The organism is Amnibacterium sp. CER49, from assembly GCF_029846255.1.
Lineage (GTDB): Bacteria > Actinomycetota > Actinomycetes > Actinomycetales > Microbacteriaceae > Amnibacterium.
In genome coordinates this window covers 146,528-160,072 of the sequence record NZ_JARVWQ010000001.1, presented here as the reverse complement: position 1 = coordinate 160,072, position 13,545 = coordinate 146,528, and the positions used below count along the sequence as shown (strand labels likewise).

At 75.1% G+C, this 13,545-nt stretch carries 12 protein-coding genes; 9 read left to right on the top strand and 3 right to left on the bottom strand.

The annotated features are described in order from the left end of the window. The first annotated feature begins 82 nt into the window (after nucleotides 1-82). The 4 genes from QDR37_RS00725 to QDR37_RS00710 are packed head-to-tail and all read left to right on the top strand — an operon-like array spanning nucleotide 83 to nucleotide 5,943. Nucleotides 83-691: a helix-hairpin-helix domain-containing protein gene (locus QDR37_RS00725; protein ID WP_279711625.1), complete on the top strand. Its 609-nt coding sequence runs from the start codon at nucleotides 83-85 to the stop codon at nucleotides 689-691. Continuing rightward, nucleotides 688-3,009, top strand: coding sequence for a ComEC/Rec2 family competence protein (locus QDR37_RS00720; protein WP_279711624.1), 2,322 nt, complete (start codon nucleotides 688-690; stop codon nucleotides 3,007-3,009). The genes QDR37_RS00725 and QDR37_RS00720 overlap by 4 nt, the downstream gene beginning before the upstream one ends. A gap of 11 nt (nucleotides 3,010-3,020) precedes the next feature. Further along, nucleotides 3,021-4,058, top strand: a complete 1,038-nt coding sequence (gene holA / locus QDR37_RS00715) for a DNA polymerase III subunit delta (protein ID WP_279711623.1) — start codon at nucleotides 3,021-3,023, stop codon at nucleotides 4,056-4,058. Between the two features lie 58 nt (nucleotides 4,059-4,116). Continuing rightward, entirely contained in the window at nucleotides 4,117-5,943 is a 1,827-nt protein-coding gene (locus QDR37_RS00710; RefSeq protein WP_279711622.1) for a helicase HerA-like domain-containing protein, read from the top strand. Between the two features lie 70 nt (nucleotides 5,944-6,013). Here the strand turns inward: QDR37_RS00710 and rpsT are convergent, their stop codons facing one another. Beyond that, entirely contained in the window at nucleotides 6,014-6,274 is a 261-nt protein-coding gene (rpsT, locus tag QDR37_RS00705) for a 30S ribosomal protein S20 (RefSeq protein ID WP_279711621.1), read from the bottom strand. 168 nt (nucleotides 6,275-6,442) lie between these two features. On the opposite strand from rpsT, the gene QDR37_RS00700 reads away from it, so the two are divergent. After that, complete coding sequence (locus tag QDR37_RS00700; RefSeq protein WP_279711620.1) at nucleotides 6,443-7,624, top strand: aminotransferase class I/II-fold pyridoxal phosphate-dependent enzyme; 1,182 nt, start codon at nucleotides 6,443-6,445, stop codon at nucleotides 7,622-7,624. A gap of 133 nt (nucleotides 7,625-7,757) precedes the next feature. Here the strand turns inward: QDR37_RS00700 and QDR37_RS00695 are convergent, their stop codons facing one another. Next, nucleotides 7,758-8,237: an NUDIX domain-containing protein gene (locus tag QDR37_RS00695; protein ID WP_279711619.1), complete on the bottom strand. Its 480-nt coding sequence runs from the start codon at nucleotides 8,235-8,237 to the stop codon at nucleotides 7,758-7,760. A gap of 65 nt (nucleotides 8,238-8,302) precedes the next feature. Here QDR37_RS00695 and lepA point away from each other — a divergent pair, with 65 nt between their 5' ends. From lepA to QDR37_RS00680, 3 genes are read left to right on the top strand one after another with little or no spacing between them, the layout of a single operon-like run. Further along, nucleotides 8,303-10,150, top strand: a complete 1,848-nt coding sequence (lepA, locus tag QDR37_RS00690) for a translation elongation factor 4 (protein WP_279711618.1) — start codon at nucleotides 8,303-8,305, stop codon at nucleotides 10,148-10,150. Beyond that, a complete protein-coding gene (locus QDR37_RS00685; RefSeq protein ID WP_279711617.1) occupies nucleotides 10,147-10,764 on the top strand; it encodes a DUF1990 family protein in 618 nt (205 codons plus the stop codon). Before lepA ends, QDR37_RS00685 begins: the two co-directional genes overlap by 4 nt. Continuing rightward, nucleotides 10,761-11,273 (top strand): DUF1990 domain-containing protein, encoded by a 513-nt coding sequence (locus tag QDR37_RS00680; protein WP_279711616.1) that lies wholly within the window; start codon nucleotides 10,761-10,763, stop codon nucleotides 11,271-11,273. Before QDR37_RS00685 ends, QDR37_RS00680 begins: the two co-directional genes overlap by 4 nt. Here the strand turns inward: QDR37_RS00680 and QDR37_RS00675 are convergent. Then, the gene (locus QDR37_RS00675) at nucleotides 11,249-11,935 is read right to left on the bottom strand and encodes an HAD family hydrolase (protein ID WP_279711615.1); all 687 of its coding nucleotides are present in this window, start codon (nucleotides 11,933-11,935) and stop codon (nucleotides 11,249-11,251) included. The genes QDR37_RS00680 and QDR37_RS00675 overlap by 25 nt on opposite strands. 381 nt (nucleotides 11,936-12,316) lie before the next feature. Here QDR37_RS00675 and hemW point away from each other — a divergent pair, with 381 nt between their 5' ends. Further along, nucleotides 12,317-13,543: a radical SAM family heme chaperone HemW gene (hemW, locus tag QDR37_RS00670; protein WP_279711614.1), complete on the top strand. Its 1,227-nt coding sequence runs from the start codon at nucleotides 12,317-12,319 to the stop codon at nucleotides 13,541-13,543. Nucleotides 13,544-13,545 lie beyond the last annotated feature (2 nt).

The following is a 13,545-nucleotide window of genomic DNA, read 5'->3' as shown; positions in this document are numbered from 1 at the left end:
CCAGGCCGGCCGCGCGGCCCGTACGCGGGCCGGCCCTGGGACGGAGCGCCGGCGCGGGAAGCGGCGCACCTAGCGTGCCCGCATGGATCCGCTCCTGACCAAGCTGCTGCCGGCCGATCCCCGGCGGCGCCGCGTCACCGTGCTGCTCGGGGTCGGTGCGGCGGCGATCGTGCTCGCCGTCTCGGTCGCCGTCGCGGCGGTGGGGGCCGACGGCAGCGTGGTCCGGGTGACCGCCGCTCCGCGCTCGGTCGTGCCCTCACCCGCGCCGTCGACGCTGCTCGTGCAGGTGGCGGGCGCCGTGCGGCACCCGGGCGTCGTCACGGTGCCCGAGGGGTCCAGAGCGCTCGACGCGATCGCCGCCGCGGGCGGCACGACCGGCTCGGCCGACGAGTCGCAGGTGAACCTGGCGGCTCGGGTCGCCGACGGGCAGCTGCTGCTCGTGCCCACGCGCGGCGCCGCCTCCACCAGGTCCTCCGCAGGCCCGCCCGCCGGCGCGGCAGGGCCGGTCAGCCTCAACGCCGCGACCGAGCAGCAGCTCGAGACCCTGCCGCGCATCGGGCCCGCGACGGCGCAGCGCATCCTCGCCTGGCGCAGCGCGCACGGCGGGTTCGCGAAGGTGACCGACCTGCTGCAGGTCGGCGGCATCGGCCCGAAGACCCTCGCGGGGCTCCAGGGGCTCGTCGTCCCGTGAGGCGACTCGCCGCCACCGGCCTCCTCGTGCCGGCGGTGCTCGCCGAGGGTGCGGCCGCGGCGCTCACCCTCGTGCCCGAGGCGACGGGCGGCGTGCTCCTGGTCTCGGGCGTCGCGCTCGTGCTGCTCGGCGTCGTCGCGATCGCCCGTCGGCGCCTCGCCCCGGTGCGCGTCGCGGCGGCGGTCGCCGCAGTCGGCGCCGTCGCCCTCGCCGTGCTGCTGCGGCTGCCCGCCCGCGAACCCGACGTGCCCCTCGCCGAGGACGTCGCGGCCACCCTTCGCGTCGACGCGGTGCGGGTGTCGAGCACCAACGACCACGCCGGCGCGCTCACCGCGCGGCTCGTCGTGAGCGCGACGCTGCTCGAGGTGCGCGCCGCGGGCTCGACCGTACGGGCGTCGGCGCCGATCCTGCTCTTCGCCGATCGGCTGCCGCGAGGCGGTCGTGTGCCGGGCGCGGTCCTCACCGGCACCCTGAAGCTGCGCGGCGCCGCTCGCGGCGACGACGTCGCGCTCACCGCCGGCGCTCGTGGGCCGCTCCGCCTCACGTCCCCGGCACCGCCGGTGCAGCGGGTCGCCGCCGCGCTGCGGACGGGGCTGGCCGCGCGCGCCGTCGCCCTCCCCGGCGACGGGGGAGCGCTGCTGCCCGGGCTCGCGATCGGCGACACCGACCGGGTGCCCGAATCGCTCGATCTCGCGATGAAGGGCTCGTCGCTCAGCCACCTGACCGCCGTGTCCGGGGCGAACTGCGCGGTCGTCACCGGGGCGGTCCTCGCCCTCGCCGGGCTCCTGCGGCTGCCGCGTCCGGCGCGCATCGTGGTGGCGCTCGCGGCGCTCGCCGCCTTCGTGCTGCTCGTCACACCGCAGCCGAGCGTGCAGCGCGCCGCCGTGATGGCGGCCGTGGGGCTCGTCTGCCTCGCCGCCGGACGCACCGCGGGCGGCGTGCCCGTGCTCGCGCTCGCGGTGCTCGGGCTGCTGCTGAGCGACCCGTGGCTCGCCCGCCAGCCCGGGTTCGTGCTGTCCGCCCTCGCCACGGGCGGCCTGCTCCTGCTCACCCGGCCGATCGCAGCCCGGCTCGAGCGGCTGCTGCCGCCACCGCTGGCCCTCGCCGCGGCCGTGCCCGTCGCCGCGCAGGTCGCCTGCCAGCCGGTGCTGGTGCTGCTGCAGCCCGCCGTGCCGCTCTTCGGGGTGGTCGCGAACCTGCTCGCCGAGCCCGCCGCGGCGGGAGCCACCGTGCTCGGCCTGCTCGCCTGCGTGCTGCTGCCGCTCGTACCCCTGCTCGGCTCGGCGCTCGCGGTGCTCGCCTGGTTCCCGGCGGCCTGGATCGCCGCGGTCGCCCGGACCGCGGGTGATCTGCCGAGCGTGGGATGGCTCGCCGGTCCGGCCGGCGCGGCCCTCGCCGCCGTCGCGACCGCCGCGGTGCTCGTCGCCCTCACCCGCCGGGCCCCGCCCGTCGTGCGGGCGGTGGCCGCGGCGCTCGCCGTCGTGGTCGGCATCTCCACGGCCGGAGCCGCGGTCGGCGCCGGTACGGGCCGCCTCGTGGGCATGCCGTCCGACTGGGAGATCGCGGCCTGCGACGTCGGCCAGGGCGACGGCCTGGTGCTGAACGGCGGCGGGGGCGCGTACGCGGTCGTCGACACGGGCCGGAAGGCCCAGGCGCTCGCACGCTGCCTCGGCCGCCTCGGCGTGCGGCACGTCGACGTGCTCGTGCTCACGCACTACGACGCCGACCACGTGGGCGCGGCACGATCGCTCACGGGCCGCGTCGGCACGGTGCTCGTCGGTCCGAGCGACGGGCCGGCGGCCGAGGAGCTCCGCGGGGCGCTCGCCGCTGGCGGCGCCCGCGTGCAGCAGGTGCACCGGGGCGAGCGCCTCCGCGTCGGGCGGATCGTGCTCGACGTGCTCTGGCCGACCGACCCCCTCGGACCGCTCGGCACCGGCAACCCCGCGAGCATCACGCTGCTCGCGACCGGGCGGCTTCGATCGCTCCTCACCGGCGACCTCGGCGAGGACGCCCAGAACGCGCTCCTCGTGGCGGGCCCGCTGCCGCACGTCGACGTCGTCAAGGTGGCCCACCACGGGTCGGCCGACCAGAGCCCCGCGTTCTACGCCGCGGCCGGCGCCGGCGTGGGCCTCATCTCGTGCGGGCTGCACAACGACTACGGCCACCCGACCGCACGGCTGCTCCGCATCCTGCGGAGCAACGGCGTGCAGCCGTTCCGCACCGATCAGGACGGCCTGCTGCTCGTCACCGCCGAGGCGGGAACGGCCCGGGTGTGGAGCGAGCGGCCGGTCACGGCGGCCGTCTGGGCCCCCGGGTAGGTTCGAGCCTCGTGGCGGCACGCGCGGGATCGACGAGAGCGACGGCGGCGAAGGCCGCCGGCCCGCGCATCCCCGTGCTCGTCTGGGACGAGGTGCGTCCGGCGCCGGTCGTGCTCGTCTCCGGGCCCGAGGACCTGCTCGCCGAGCGCGCGACCCGACGGCTGCGCGAGGTGCTGGCCGCCGCCGATCCGAGCCTCGAGGTGAGCGACCTCGACGCCTCGAACGCGGCCCCCGGCGACCTCAGCACCCTCGCGAGCCCGTCGCTGTTCGGCGAGCCCCGGCTCATCCGCGTCACGGCGGTCGAGCGGCTGACCGACGGCTTCCTCGCCGAGGCGATGCGCTACCTCGAGGCCCCCGCCGACGACACGACGCTCGTGCTCAGGCACTCCGGCGGCACCCGCGGCAAGCGCCTGCTCGACGCCGTCCGCGGCGGGCTCGGCGGCGGCGTCGAGGTCGCGTGCGCCGAGCTGAAGCGCGACGCCGACCGGTCCGCGTTCGCGGCCGCCGAGTTCCGCGCCGCGAGGAAGCGCATCAGCCCGGGCGCGCTCCGGGTGCTCGTCTCGGCGTTCCAGGCCGACCTCGCCGAGCTCGCAAGCGCCTGCCAGCAGCTCATCCGCGACACCGCCGGCGATGTCACCGAGGCGACGGTCGAGACCTACTACGCGGGCCGCGTCGAGACGAACGCGTTCGCCGTGGCCGACGCGGCGCTCGCTGGTCGGCGCGGCGACGCGCTCGTGCTCCTGCGGCACGCGATCGCCACCGGCGCCGATCCGGTGCCGATCGTCGCCGCGATCGCGTCGAAGGTGCGCACGATGGCGCGCATCGCCGACGCGCACGGCAGCAGCGCCCGCGTCGCGAGCGAGTACGGGCTCGCCCCGTGGCAGGTCGACCGGGCACGGCGCGACCTCGAGGGCTGGCAGTCCGACGGCGTCGGCCGCGCGATCCTGCTCGTCGCCGAGACCGACGAGCGCGTGAAGAGCGGCGCGCGCGACCCCGAGTACGCGGTCGAGCGCCTCGTCGCCTTCCTCGCGGGCCGCGGCGAGGGCTGATCGCGCTCGACGGGGCGTGAAGCGCGATGCGAGGATGCGACCGACGGAAGGCGGACGCATGACCGACAGCGCGGTGGAGCAGGCGAAGCAGGCGGCCGCGGCCGCCGCGGCTGAGGCGGAGCGCCTCCAGCAGGAGGCGGCGGCGGCCGTCGCCCGGGCGCAGGCCGCCGCCGCTGCCGCGGCGGCAGCGGCCTCCGCCGCGAGCGCGCCGCCCGAGGCCCCCGCGGCGCCGCCGGAGTCGCCGTCGTCCGCCCCGTCCGCATCCGCTCCGGCGGCATCCGGGCCGCTCAGCGCCGACGAGGTCGCGGCCATCCGTGCCGGCTACGCCTTCCCGTCCGCCGCGCTCGAGCTCGGCGCGCTGCTGAACGGTGAGCCGGTCGCCGATGCACCGGTCCGGGTCCCGCTCGCCATGCTGAACCGGCACGGGCTCGTCGCCGGGGCGACCGGCACCGGCAAGACCCGCACCCTGCAGGCGCTCGCCGAGCAGCTCTCGGCGCACGGGGTGCCGGTGTTCGCGGCCGACATGAAGGGCGACCTCTCGGGAGTCGCGACGCCCGGCACGTCGAACGCGCGGCTGCTCGCCCGCACCGCGGCGATCGGGCAGGACTGGCAGGCCGCGTCGTTCCCGGTCGAGTTCTTCTCGCTCGGCGGGGCCGGCCGCGGGGTGCCGATCCGGGCGACGGTCGCGGGCTTCGGGCCGCTGCTGCTCGCCCGCGCGCTCGGCCTCAACGAGACGCAGGAGTCGAGCCTCGCGCTCGTCTTCCACTACGCCGAGGGCGCCGGGCTCGCGCTGCTCGATCTCGCCGACCTCCGTGCCGTGCTGCAGCACCTCGCGAGCGCCGAGGGCAAGGCCGACCTCGCCGGGCTCGGCGGCATCTCGCCGGCGACGATCGGGGTGATCCTGCGCGAGCTCGTCGGCTTCGCCGACGGCGGGGCCGACACGTTCTTCGGCGAGCCCGAGATCGACACCGCCGAGTTCCTCCGCACCGCGCCGGACGGCCGCGGCATCGTGAGCCTGCTCGAGCTGCCGAGCGTGGCCGACCGGCCGCAGCTCTACTCCACGTTCCTCATGTGGCTGCTCGCCGACCTGTTCAACGACCTGCCCGAGGTCGGCGACGCCGAGAAGCCGAAGCTCGTGTTCTTCTTCGACGAGGCGCACCTGCTCTTCACCGACGCCTCGAAGGAGTTCCTCGACCAGATCACCCGCACGGTGCGGCTCATCCGCTCGAAGGGCGTCGGCATCTTCTTCGTCACGCAGACGCCGAAGGACGTGCCCGGCGATGTGCTCGGCCAGCTCGGCTCACGCGTGCAGCACGCGCTGCGCGCCTTCACCCCGGACGACGCCAAGGCGCTGAAGGCGACGGTGTCCACGTACCCGCGGTCGGGCTACGACCTCGAGCAGGTGCTGACGGGCCTCGGCATCGGCGAGGCCGTCGTCACCGTGATGAGCGAGACCGGCGCCCCGACGCCGGTGGCCTGGACGCGGCTGCGGGCGCCGCAGTCGTCGATGGGTCCGAGCCCCGACGCGACGATCGACCGCACCGTGCAGGGCTCGCCGCTGCAGGCGAAGTACGGCACGGCGCTCGACCGGGAGTCGGCCGCCGAGATCCTCACCGCGAAGATGAACGCCGCGAAGGCGAAGGCCGACGCGGACCCGGCCGCGAAGGCGCAGGCGAAGGCCGACAAGGAGCGGGCGACGCAGGAGGCCGCGGAGCGTCGGGCGCAGGCGCAGCAGGAGCGCGAGCAGGAGCAGCACGCGGCGGCGCAGCGGCGTCAGGTGCAGCAGGGCGCGCAGATGATCGGCAAGGTGCTCGGCTCGCGGGCGACGCAGCAGGTGCTCTCCGGGGTGCTCGAGGGCATCTTCGGCACCCGCCGCCGGCGCTGAGCGGACGCAGGAACGGCGAAGGACCCGCCCCCCTCAGGGAGGCGGGCCCTTCGCCTGCGCGATGCGCGGCTCAGAGCGCGGAGACCTGCTTCGCGATCGCCGACTTGCGGTTCGCGGCCTGGTTCTTGTGGATGACGCCCTTGCTCACGGCCTTGTCGAGCTTCTTGCTCGCGACGGCGAGGGCGGCGGCCGCCTTGTCCTTGTCGCCGGCGGTGACAGCGGTGCGGACGGCGCGGATGTGCGTCTTCAGCTCGCTCTTGACCGCCTTGTTGCGGTCGTGCGCCTTCTTGTTCGTGATGATGCGCTTCAGCTGCGACTTGATGTTGGCCATGCGGATCGCTCCTAACGAAGATCGTGGCGAGGCGACGGTGCGCCTCGGTCGGCCCGGCGCGAGGGCGCGCCGAAGGCCGGAAAGCCGACGGACAGCCTAGCAGCGCCGCAGGCCCGCTACACGCCGCCCGGCAGCCGGCAGCGGTCGGCGCCGGGGTTGAATGGCGGGATGCCGTCGTTCTCCCGCACCGCGCTCCGCGTGCCCGGCTCGGGCATCCGCCGCATCCACGAGATCGCCCTCCGCATGCCGGACGTGATCGGCCTCGCCGTCGGGGAGCCCGACCAGCCGGTCGGGCCGCACGTGCTCGCCGCCGCGAGTGCGGCGTGGCTCGCGGACGACACCGACTACACCGCGAACGCCGGCATCCGCCCGCTCCGCGAGGCGATCGCCGCCCGCTCACGGGCGCTGCACGGCACGCGGATCACAGCGGAGCAGGTCTGGGTGACGCCCGGCGGCACCGAGGCGCTCTACCTCGCCCTCGCCCTCGTGCTGGATCCGGGCGACGAGGTGCTCGTGCCCGATCCCGGCTACCCGGCCTTCACGACCTCGCCCCGGATGCTCTCGGCGATCCCCGTGCCCTACCGGCTCGATCCGGCCGCGGGCTTCGAGATCGACGCAGCCGGCCTCGAGCGGCTCGTCACGCCCCGCACCCGCGCGATCGTCGTGAACTCGCCGTCGAACCCGCTCGGCGTCGTGCAGCCGGAGCCCGTGCTCCGCGCCGTGCTCGACGTCGCCCGGCGGCACGACCTCTGGGTGATCAGCGACGAGGTCTACGAGGCCTTCGCCTACGGGCGGCCGCACGGCAGCCTCGCGGCGCTCGACCGCGACGACCGCGTGCTCACCGTCTCGTCGCTGTCGAAGACGTACGCCCTCACGGGCGCCCGCGTCGGCTGGCTCGTGGTGCCGGCGGACCCGGATCTCGAGCTGACGCTCCGCACCTACCAGGAGGCGATCGTCTCCTGCGTGAACACCCCGGCGCAGCACGCAGGCGTAGCGGCGCTCACGGGCCCGCAGGACTCCGTCGAGCAGGCTCGCGAGCACTACCGCGGGAACCTCGACGCCGCGAGCCGGCTCCTCACCGAGCGGGGGCTGCCGCACCTCGTGCCGCAGGGCGCCTTCTACCTGTGGATCGACGTCTCCGCCGTCAGCGGCGGCGACGTCGCATCCTGGGCGGAGCGCTTCCTGCGCGAGCAGCGCGTCTCCGTCGCGCCGGGCAGCGCGTTCGGCGCCGCGGGGGAGGGCTGGATCCGGGTCTGCGCGGCGGCGTCGCGGGCGGACCTGCTCGCGGGCCTGGAGCGGCTGCCGCTCGGGGCGGGGAGCCCCGCCCTGCCCGCGGTCATCGGCGCCTGACCGCTGCTCCCTGCAGCGCCCGATCCGCGAGACGACGAGCCGATCGCGGGACGCTCCACCGCGATCGGGCCTGCCCACCGCACCCGGTCCTGCACATCGCGCACGCGCGCCTGCTCACGCGTTCGAGGGGCGGCTACTCCTCGGGCCGCAGCTCGATCACGGTGTCCGGCCGCTCCTCGAGGGCGTGCCGGATGCGCCGCAGGTACCGCTCCGGCATCGGGGGCAGCGCGTCGATCGGGAACCAGCCGACGTCCGTCGACTCGTCGTCGCCGACGTGCGCGTGGCCGGACACGTAGCGCAGCCGGTAGGTGTGGTCGGTGAACCGGGTGCGGTCGCCGTTCGGGTACTCGTACTCCATCGTCACCGACACCGCCGCGAGCCGCTCCACCTCGGCGACGACGCCCGCCTCCTCGAGCACCTCGCGCACCGCGGTCTCGGCGGTGTGCTCGCCGGGCTCCACGATGCCGGCGACGGGGCTCCAGTCGCCCGAGTCGGCCCGCTTCACGAGCAGCAGCCGATCGGCGTCGACGACGACCGCGGTGGTGCCGATCAGCCAGAGCGGCGCGGTGCCGATGCGCTCGCGCAGCCGCAGGACGAACTCGGGGGTGGGCATGGGAGCCGAGGCTAGCCGCCGCCCTCCGCGGAGAGGGGCCCAGATGATGCGACACTGGTGCGGCTATGGCACCCCGCGCGCAGCAGCCCCTCGAGCCCGCCGCGACGAACCCCGAGCGCATCCGCAACTTCTGCATCATCGCCCACATCGACCACGGCAAGTCGACGTTGGCGGATCGGATGCTGCAGATCACGGGCATCGTCGACGAGCGGGCCATGCGGGCGCAGTACCTCGACCGCATGGACATCGAGCGCGAGCGCGGCATCACGATCAAGAGCCAGGCCGTGCGCATGCCCTGGTCGAAGGACGGCGCGACCTATGCGCTGAACATGATCGACACCCCGGGCCACGTCGACTTCACGTACGAGGTGTCCCGGTCGCTCGCCGCGTGCGAGGGCGCGATCCTGCTCGTCGACGCGGCGCAGGGCATCGAGGCGCAGACCCTCGCGAACCTCTACCTGGCGCTCGAGAACGACCTCGAGATCATCCCGGTCCTGAACAAGATCGACCTGCCCGCGGCCGAGCCCGACAAGTACGCGCTCGAGCTCGCGCAGCTGATCGGCGGCGACCCCGAGGACGTGCTCCGCGTCTCCGGCAAGACCGGCGTCGGCGTCGACGCGCTGCTCGACCGGGTGATCGAGCGCATCCCCAACCCGGTCGGCGACCCGGACGCTCCGGCGCGGGCCGCGATCTTCGACTCCGTGTACGACGCCTACCGCGGTGTCATCACCTACGTGCGCATGGTCGACGGACGCCTCTCCTCCCGGGAGCGCGTGCAGATGATGTCGACCCGCGCCACGCACGAGCTGCTGGAGATCGGCGTCTCGTCGCCCGAGCCGCAGCCGACGAAGGGGCTCGGCGTCGGCGAGGTCGGCTACCTCATCACCGGCGTGAAGGACGTGCGTCAGTCGAAGGTCGGCGACACGGTCACGAACGCGGCGAAGCCCGCCGCGCAGGCGCTCTCCGGCTACACGGAGCCGAAGCCGATGGTGTTCTCGGGGCTCTACCCGATCGACGCCTCCGACTACCCGGACCTCCGCGAGGCGCTCGACAAGCTGAAGCTCTCCGACGCCGCGCTCGTCTACGAGCCCGAGACCTCCGTCGCGCTCGGCTTCGGGTTCCGCTGCGGCTTCCTCGGCCTGCTGCACCTCGAGATCGTCACCGAACGGCTCGAGCGCGAGTTCGGCCTCGACCTGATCGCCACCGCGCCGAGCGTCGTCTACGAGGTGCACACCGACGACGGCAAGGAGCACGTCGTCACGAACCCGAGCGAGTTCCCGACCGGCAAGGTCGCGAGCGTGCTCGAGCCGATGGTGAGGGCCGCGATCCTCACGCCGAAGGACTACGTCGGCACCGTCATGGAGCTGTGCCAGAGCCGGCGAGGCAGCCTGCAGGGCATGGAGTACCTCGGCGAGGACCGGGTCGAGCTTCGCTACACGATCCCGCTCGGCGAGATCGTCTTCGACTTCTTCGACCAGCTGAAGAGCCGCACCCAGGGCTACGCGTCGCTCGACTACGAGCCGAGCGGGCAGCAGGAGGCCGACCTCGTGAAGGTCGACATCCTGCTGCAGGGCGACCGGGTCGACGCGTTCAGCGCGATCGTGCACCGCGACAAGGCCTACGCCTACGGCGTGCTCATGACCGAGCGCCTGAAGCAGCTGATCCCGCGGCAGCAGTTCGAGGTGCCGGTGCAGGCCGCGATCGGCGCCCGCATCATCGCCCGCGAGTCCATCCGCGCGATGCGGAAGGACGTGCTCGCCAAGTGCTACGGCGGTGACATCACCCGCAAGCGCAAGCTGCTCGAGAAGCAGAAGGAGGGCAAGAAGCGCATGAAGATGGTCGGTCGCGTCGAGGTGCCCCAGGAGGCGTTCATCGCCGCGCTCTCGGGCGAGACGGAGACGGCGAAGCGATGAGCGCCGCCCCGAAGCGCCGGGCGACCGCCATCGAGGACGACCGCGGGCTCAACTACACGGTGATCGGCGCGACCCTGTCGCCCGACGTCGTCGCGTTCCCGCCCTCGGGCTTCCGCCCGAACACCGTGAGCCACCGGCTCGGCAGCGGCGCGCCCCGCTTCGAGATCGCGAGCCGTCACCTCATGACGTGGGGCGTGATGACGAGCGCCGGCGTCGACGTCGACGAGATCGTCGCCGAGCCGGCGCGGTCGTCGGCGCGCGGCGTCGGGCCGCTGTTCCTCGAGGACGGCACGCCCTGGATCACCCCCGGCATGACCGCGGTGCTGTCCGGCAGCGGCACCCCGGTGATCGACGGGCCCATCAAGGTCGTCACCGTGCTCGAGGAGCCCGGCCGCGTCGGCTTCGTCTGGGGCTCGCGCCCCGGGCACGCGGTCGCCGTCGAGCGGCTCTTCCTGCTCGAGCACGAGGACGACGACTCGGTCGTCTTCACGGTCCGCTCCATCTCCCGCCCCGCGGGCGGGCGCAACCCGCTCGCAGCGGTCGCGCAGCGCTCGGCGCAGCAGAAGGCCGACGAGCGCTTCGCGAAGGCGCTGCACCCCTCCCGCGCGGCGTGACCGTCCGGCCACCGCTGCCGGCCGGCACGGTGCTCACCGACGCCCGGCCCCCCGGGTACCGCGTGCTGCACGCCGCGGCGGTCGTCGGACGCGCGGAGGAGCTCGCCGGGCTCGGCGAGGCGGTGCTCCGGTGGCGGCTGCAGCGGGGGAGCGGCATCCGCGTCACCGACGGCGCCGGGCAGGACGCCCCGCCGGTCGCCCTCGGCGCACGGGTGCGCATCGAGATCCCGCTCGTCGTGGCCCTCGGGCTGCGGCTCGCGACCTCGGCGCCCGCCGTGATCACCGTGGTGCTGCAGGAGCCCGACCGCATCGGCTTCGCCTACGGCACGCTCCCCGGGCATCCGGAGCGGGGCGAGGAGTCGTTCGTCGTCGCCCGCCGCGGCGACCGCGCGGTGCTCGAGGTGCGGGCGCTGTCGCGGCCGGCGTTCCCGTACTCGCTCGCGGCCCCCGTGAACCGGCGCTTCCAGCGCCGCTACTCGGCGCGCTACCTGCGGGCGCTGCTCGGCTGAGCGAGGCCGGCGAGTGCGTCGAGGAGCGCCGGCAGCCCCGAGACGAGGTCGTCGACCACGAGCCGCGCGCTCGTGCCGCGCAGGGTGGCGGAGTCGTAGGCGCCGGTCGCGACGGCGAGGAAGGGCAGGCCCGCCGCGTCCGCCGCGACGCCGTCGGCCGGGGTGTCACCGAGGATCACGGCGAGCGAGTCGCCGAGCTCGGCTCGCGCCCGCTGGACGAGGTCGGCGCGCACGGGCGTCGCGTCGCCGAACCACGACCGGTCCCAGTCGAACAGCGCGGGGTCGAGCCCGGCGCTCGCGAACTTCGCGCGGACCCGGGTGGGGGAGTTGCCGGTGAGCAGCCCGTTCGTCCAGCCGGCCGCCGAGACGGCAGCGAGCGCCGCGGGGACGCCCGGCGCCTGCCGTCGCGCGTGCTCGCCGCTGTACGCGTGCTCGGACAGCGCGTTCAGCCGCTCCGTCACCTGCGGCAGCAGGGCGGCGTCGAACCCGTAGGCGTGCAGCCGTGCGGTGAGGATGCCGGCGTCGGTCATCCCGTGCTCGTTCGGCGCCGCGTCCTCGGGGACCACGCCGGTCACCGCGGTGATCGCCTCGTCGTAGAGCCGCCCGGCTCGCGCCGCGTTCAGCAGCAGGGTCCCGTCCACGTCCCAGAGCACGACCTTCACGCCGACCATCCTCCCCGAGCGGTCGACCGAGTACCGCGCGGAGGTGATCCGTGTGGTCCGAGCGGTGGCGCCTCACCACGGATTCGGCTGACCGGCGTCCGCGCCGCGGATCCGGTCCAGGGGCGGGATCCGGTGCCGTCGTCCGGATCACTGGCGGGTGCGCGCCGGCGTGCAGGATCACCGGACACGTCCTCCATCGATCAGGACCATCGGTCCTGCACCCGGATCCCCGGTCCTGAAGGCGGGCCGCCACGGATTCGGCTGACCGGGGTCCGCGCCACGGATCCGGACCAGGGGCGGGATCCGGTGCCGTCGACCGGATCGGTGGCTGGAACGAGGGCGCGGCGCGGGGAGACCCGCCGCGGACCGCATCATGGAGGGATGCCCTCCGCGCTCCCGATCGCCGACCCGGCGCCCGAGGACGGCCTGCTGCCGCCGACCGCCGCCGAGGGCGCGGACGCGCGGCGCTTCGGGGTGTACCTGCACGTGCCGTTCTGCCGGGTGCGCTGCGGGTACTGCGACTTCAACACGTACACCGGCGACGAGCTGCGCGGCGCGAAGCGCTCCGACTACGCGGCCCAGGCCGCCGCCGAGGTCGCCTTCGGGGGCGCGGTGCTCGGCGCCTCGGGCGTGACCGCCCGTCCCGCGTCGACGGTGTTCGTCGGCGGCGGCACGCCCACGATGCTGCCGGCGGCCGACCTCGCGCACATGCTCGACGCCGTCCGGTCGACGTTCGGCCTCGCCGCCGGTGCCGAGATCACCACCGAGGCGAACCCCGACTCCGTCGACGCGGACTCGCTGCGGGCGCTGAAGGACGCCGGCTTCACCCGGGTCTCGTTCGGCATGCAGTCGGCGGTGCCGTCGGTGCTCGCGACCCTCGACCGCACGCACGACCCGGAGCGGGTGCCGCTCGTGGTCCGCTGGGCGCGCGAGGCGGGCCTCGACGTGAGCCTCGACCTCATCTACGGCACGCCGGGCGAGACGCTCGACGACTGGCGGACGAGCCTCGAGGCCGCGATCGCGCTCGGGCCCGACCACGTCTCGGCCTACGCGCTCATCGTCGAGGACGGCACCGCGCTCGCGCGGCGCATCCGCTCGGGTGCCCTGCCCGAGCCCGACGACGACCTGCAGGCCGAGCAGTACGACCTCGCCGACGAGCTGCTCGGCGCCGCCGGCTACGCCTGGTACGAGGTGAGCAACTGGGCGCGCTCGCCCGAGCACCGCTCGCGGCACAACCTCGCCTACTGGACGGGGGAGGACTGGTGGGGTGTCGGTCCCGGCGCGCACAGCCATGTCGGCGGCGTGCGCTGGTGGAACGTGAAGCACCCGGCCGCCTACGGGCAGCGGATCGCGGCGGGCGTCTCACCCGCCGCCGGTCGCGAGACGCTCGACGCGGCGTCGCGGGCGCTCGAGCGGGTGCTGCTCGAGACGCGACTCGCGGACGGCATGCCGGTCACGCGCATCGACGCGTCACGGCGCGCCGAGGTGGCGGGCCTCATCGCCGACGGCCTCGTCGACGGGCGGGCGGCGGTCACCGGCCGCGTGGTGCTCACGCGGCCGGGACGCCTGCTCGCGGACGCCGTCGTGCGCCGGCTCACGCCGGCCTGACG

What these genes read in the sequence shown, in the direction of transcription:
- QDR37_RS00685 (WP_279711617.1), top strand. Translation starts at nt 10,147, where the DNA reads ATGAGCGCCGCCCCGAAGCGCCGGGCGACCGCCATCGAGGACGACCGC.
- rpsT (WP_279711621.1), bottom strand. Translation starts at nt 6,274, where the DNA reads ATGGCCAACATCAAGTCGCAGCTGAAGCGCATCATCACGAACAAGAAG.
- QDR37_RS00700 (WP_279711620.1), top strand. Translation starts at nt 6,443, where the DNA reads ATGCCGTCGTTCTCCCGCACCGCGCTCCGCGTGCCCGGCTCGGGCATC.
- hemW (WP_279711614.1), top strand. Translation starts at nt 12,317, where the DNA reads ATGCCCTCCGCGCTCCCGATCGCCGACCCGGCGCCCGAGGACGGCCTG.
- QDR37_RS00710 (WP_279711622.1), top strand. Translation starts at nt 4,117, where the DNA reads ATGACCGACAGCGCGGTGGAGCAGGCGAAGCAGGCGGCCGCGGCCGCC.
- lepA (WP_279711618.1), top strand. Translation starts at nt 8,303, where the DNA reads ATGGCACCCCGCGCGCAGCAGCCCCTCGAGCCCGCCGCGACGAACCCC.
- QDR37_RS00725 (WP_279711625.1), top strand. Translation starts at nt 83, where the DNA reads ATGGATCCGCTCCTGACCAAGCTGCTGCCGGCCGATCCCCGGCGGCGC.
- QDR37_RS00695 (WP_279711619.1), bottom strand. Translation starts at nt 8,237, where the DNA reads ATGCCCACCCCCGAGTTCGTCCTGCGGCTGCGCGAGCGCATCGGCACC.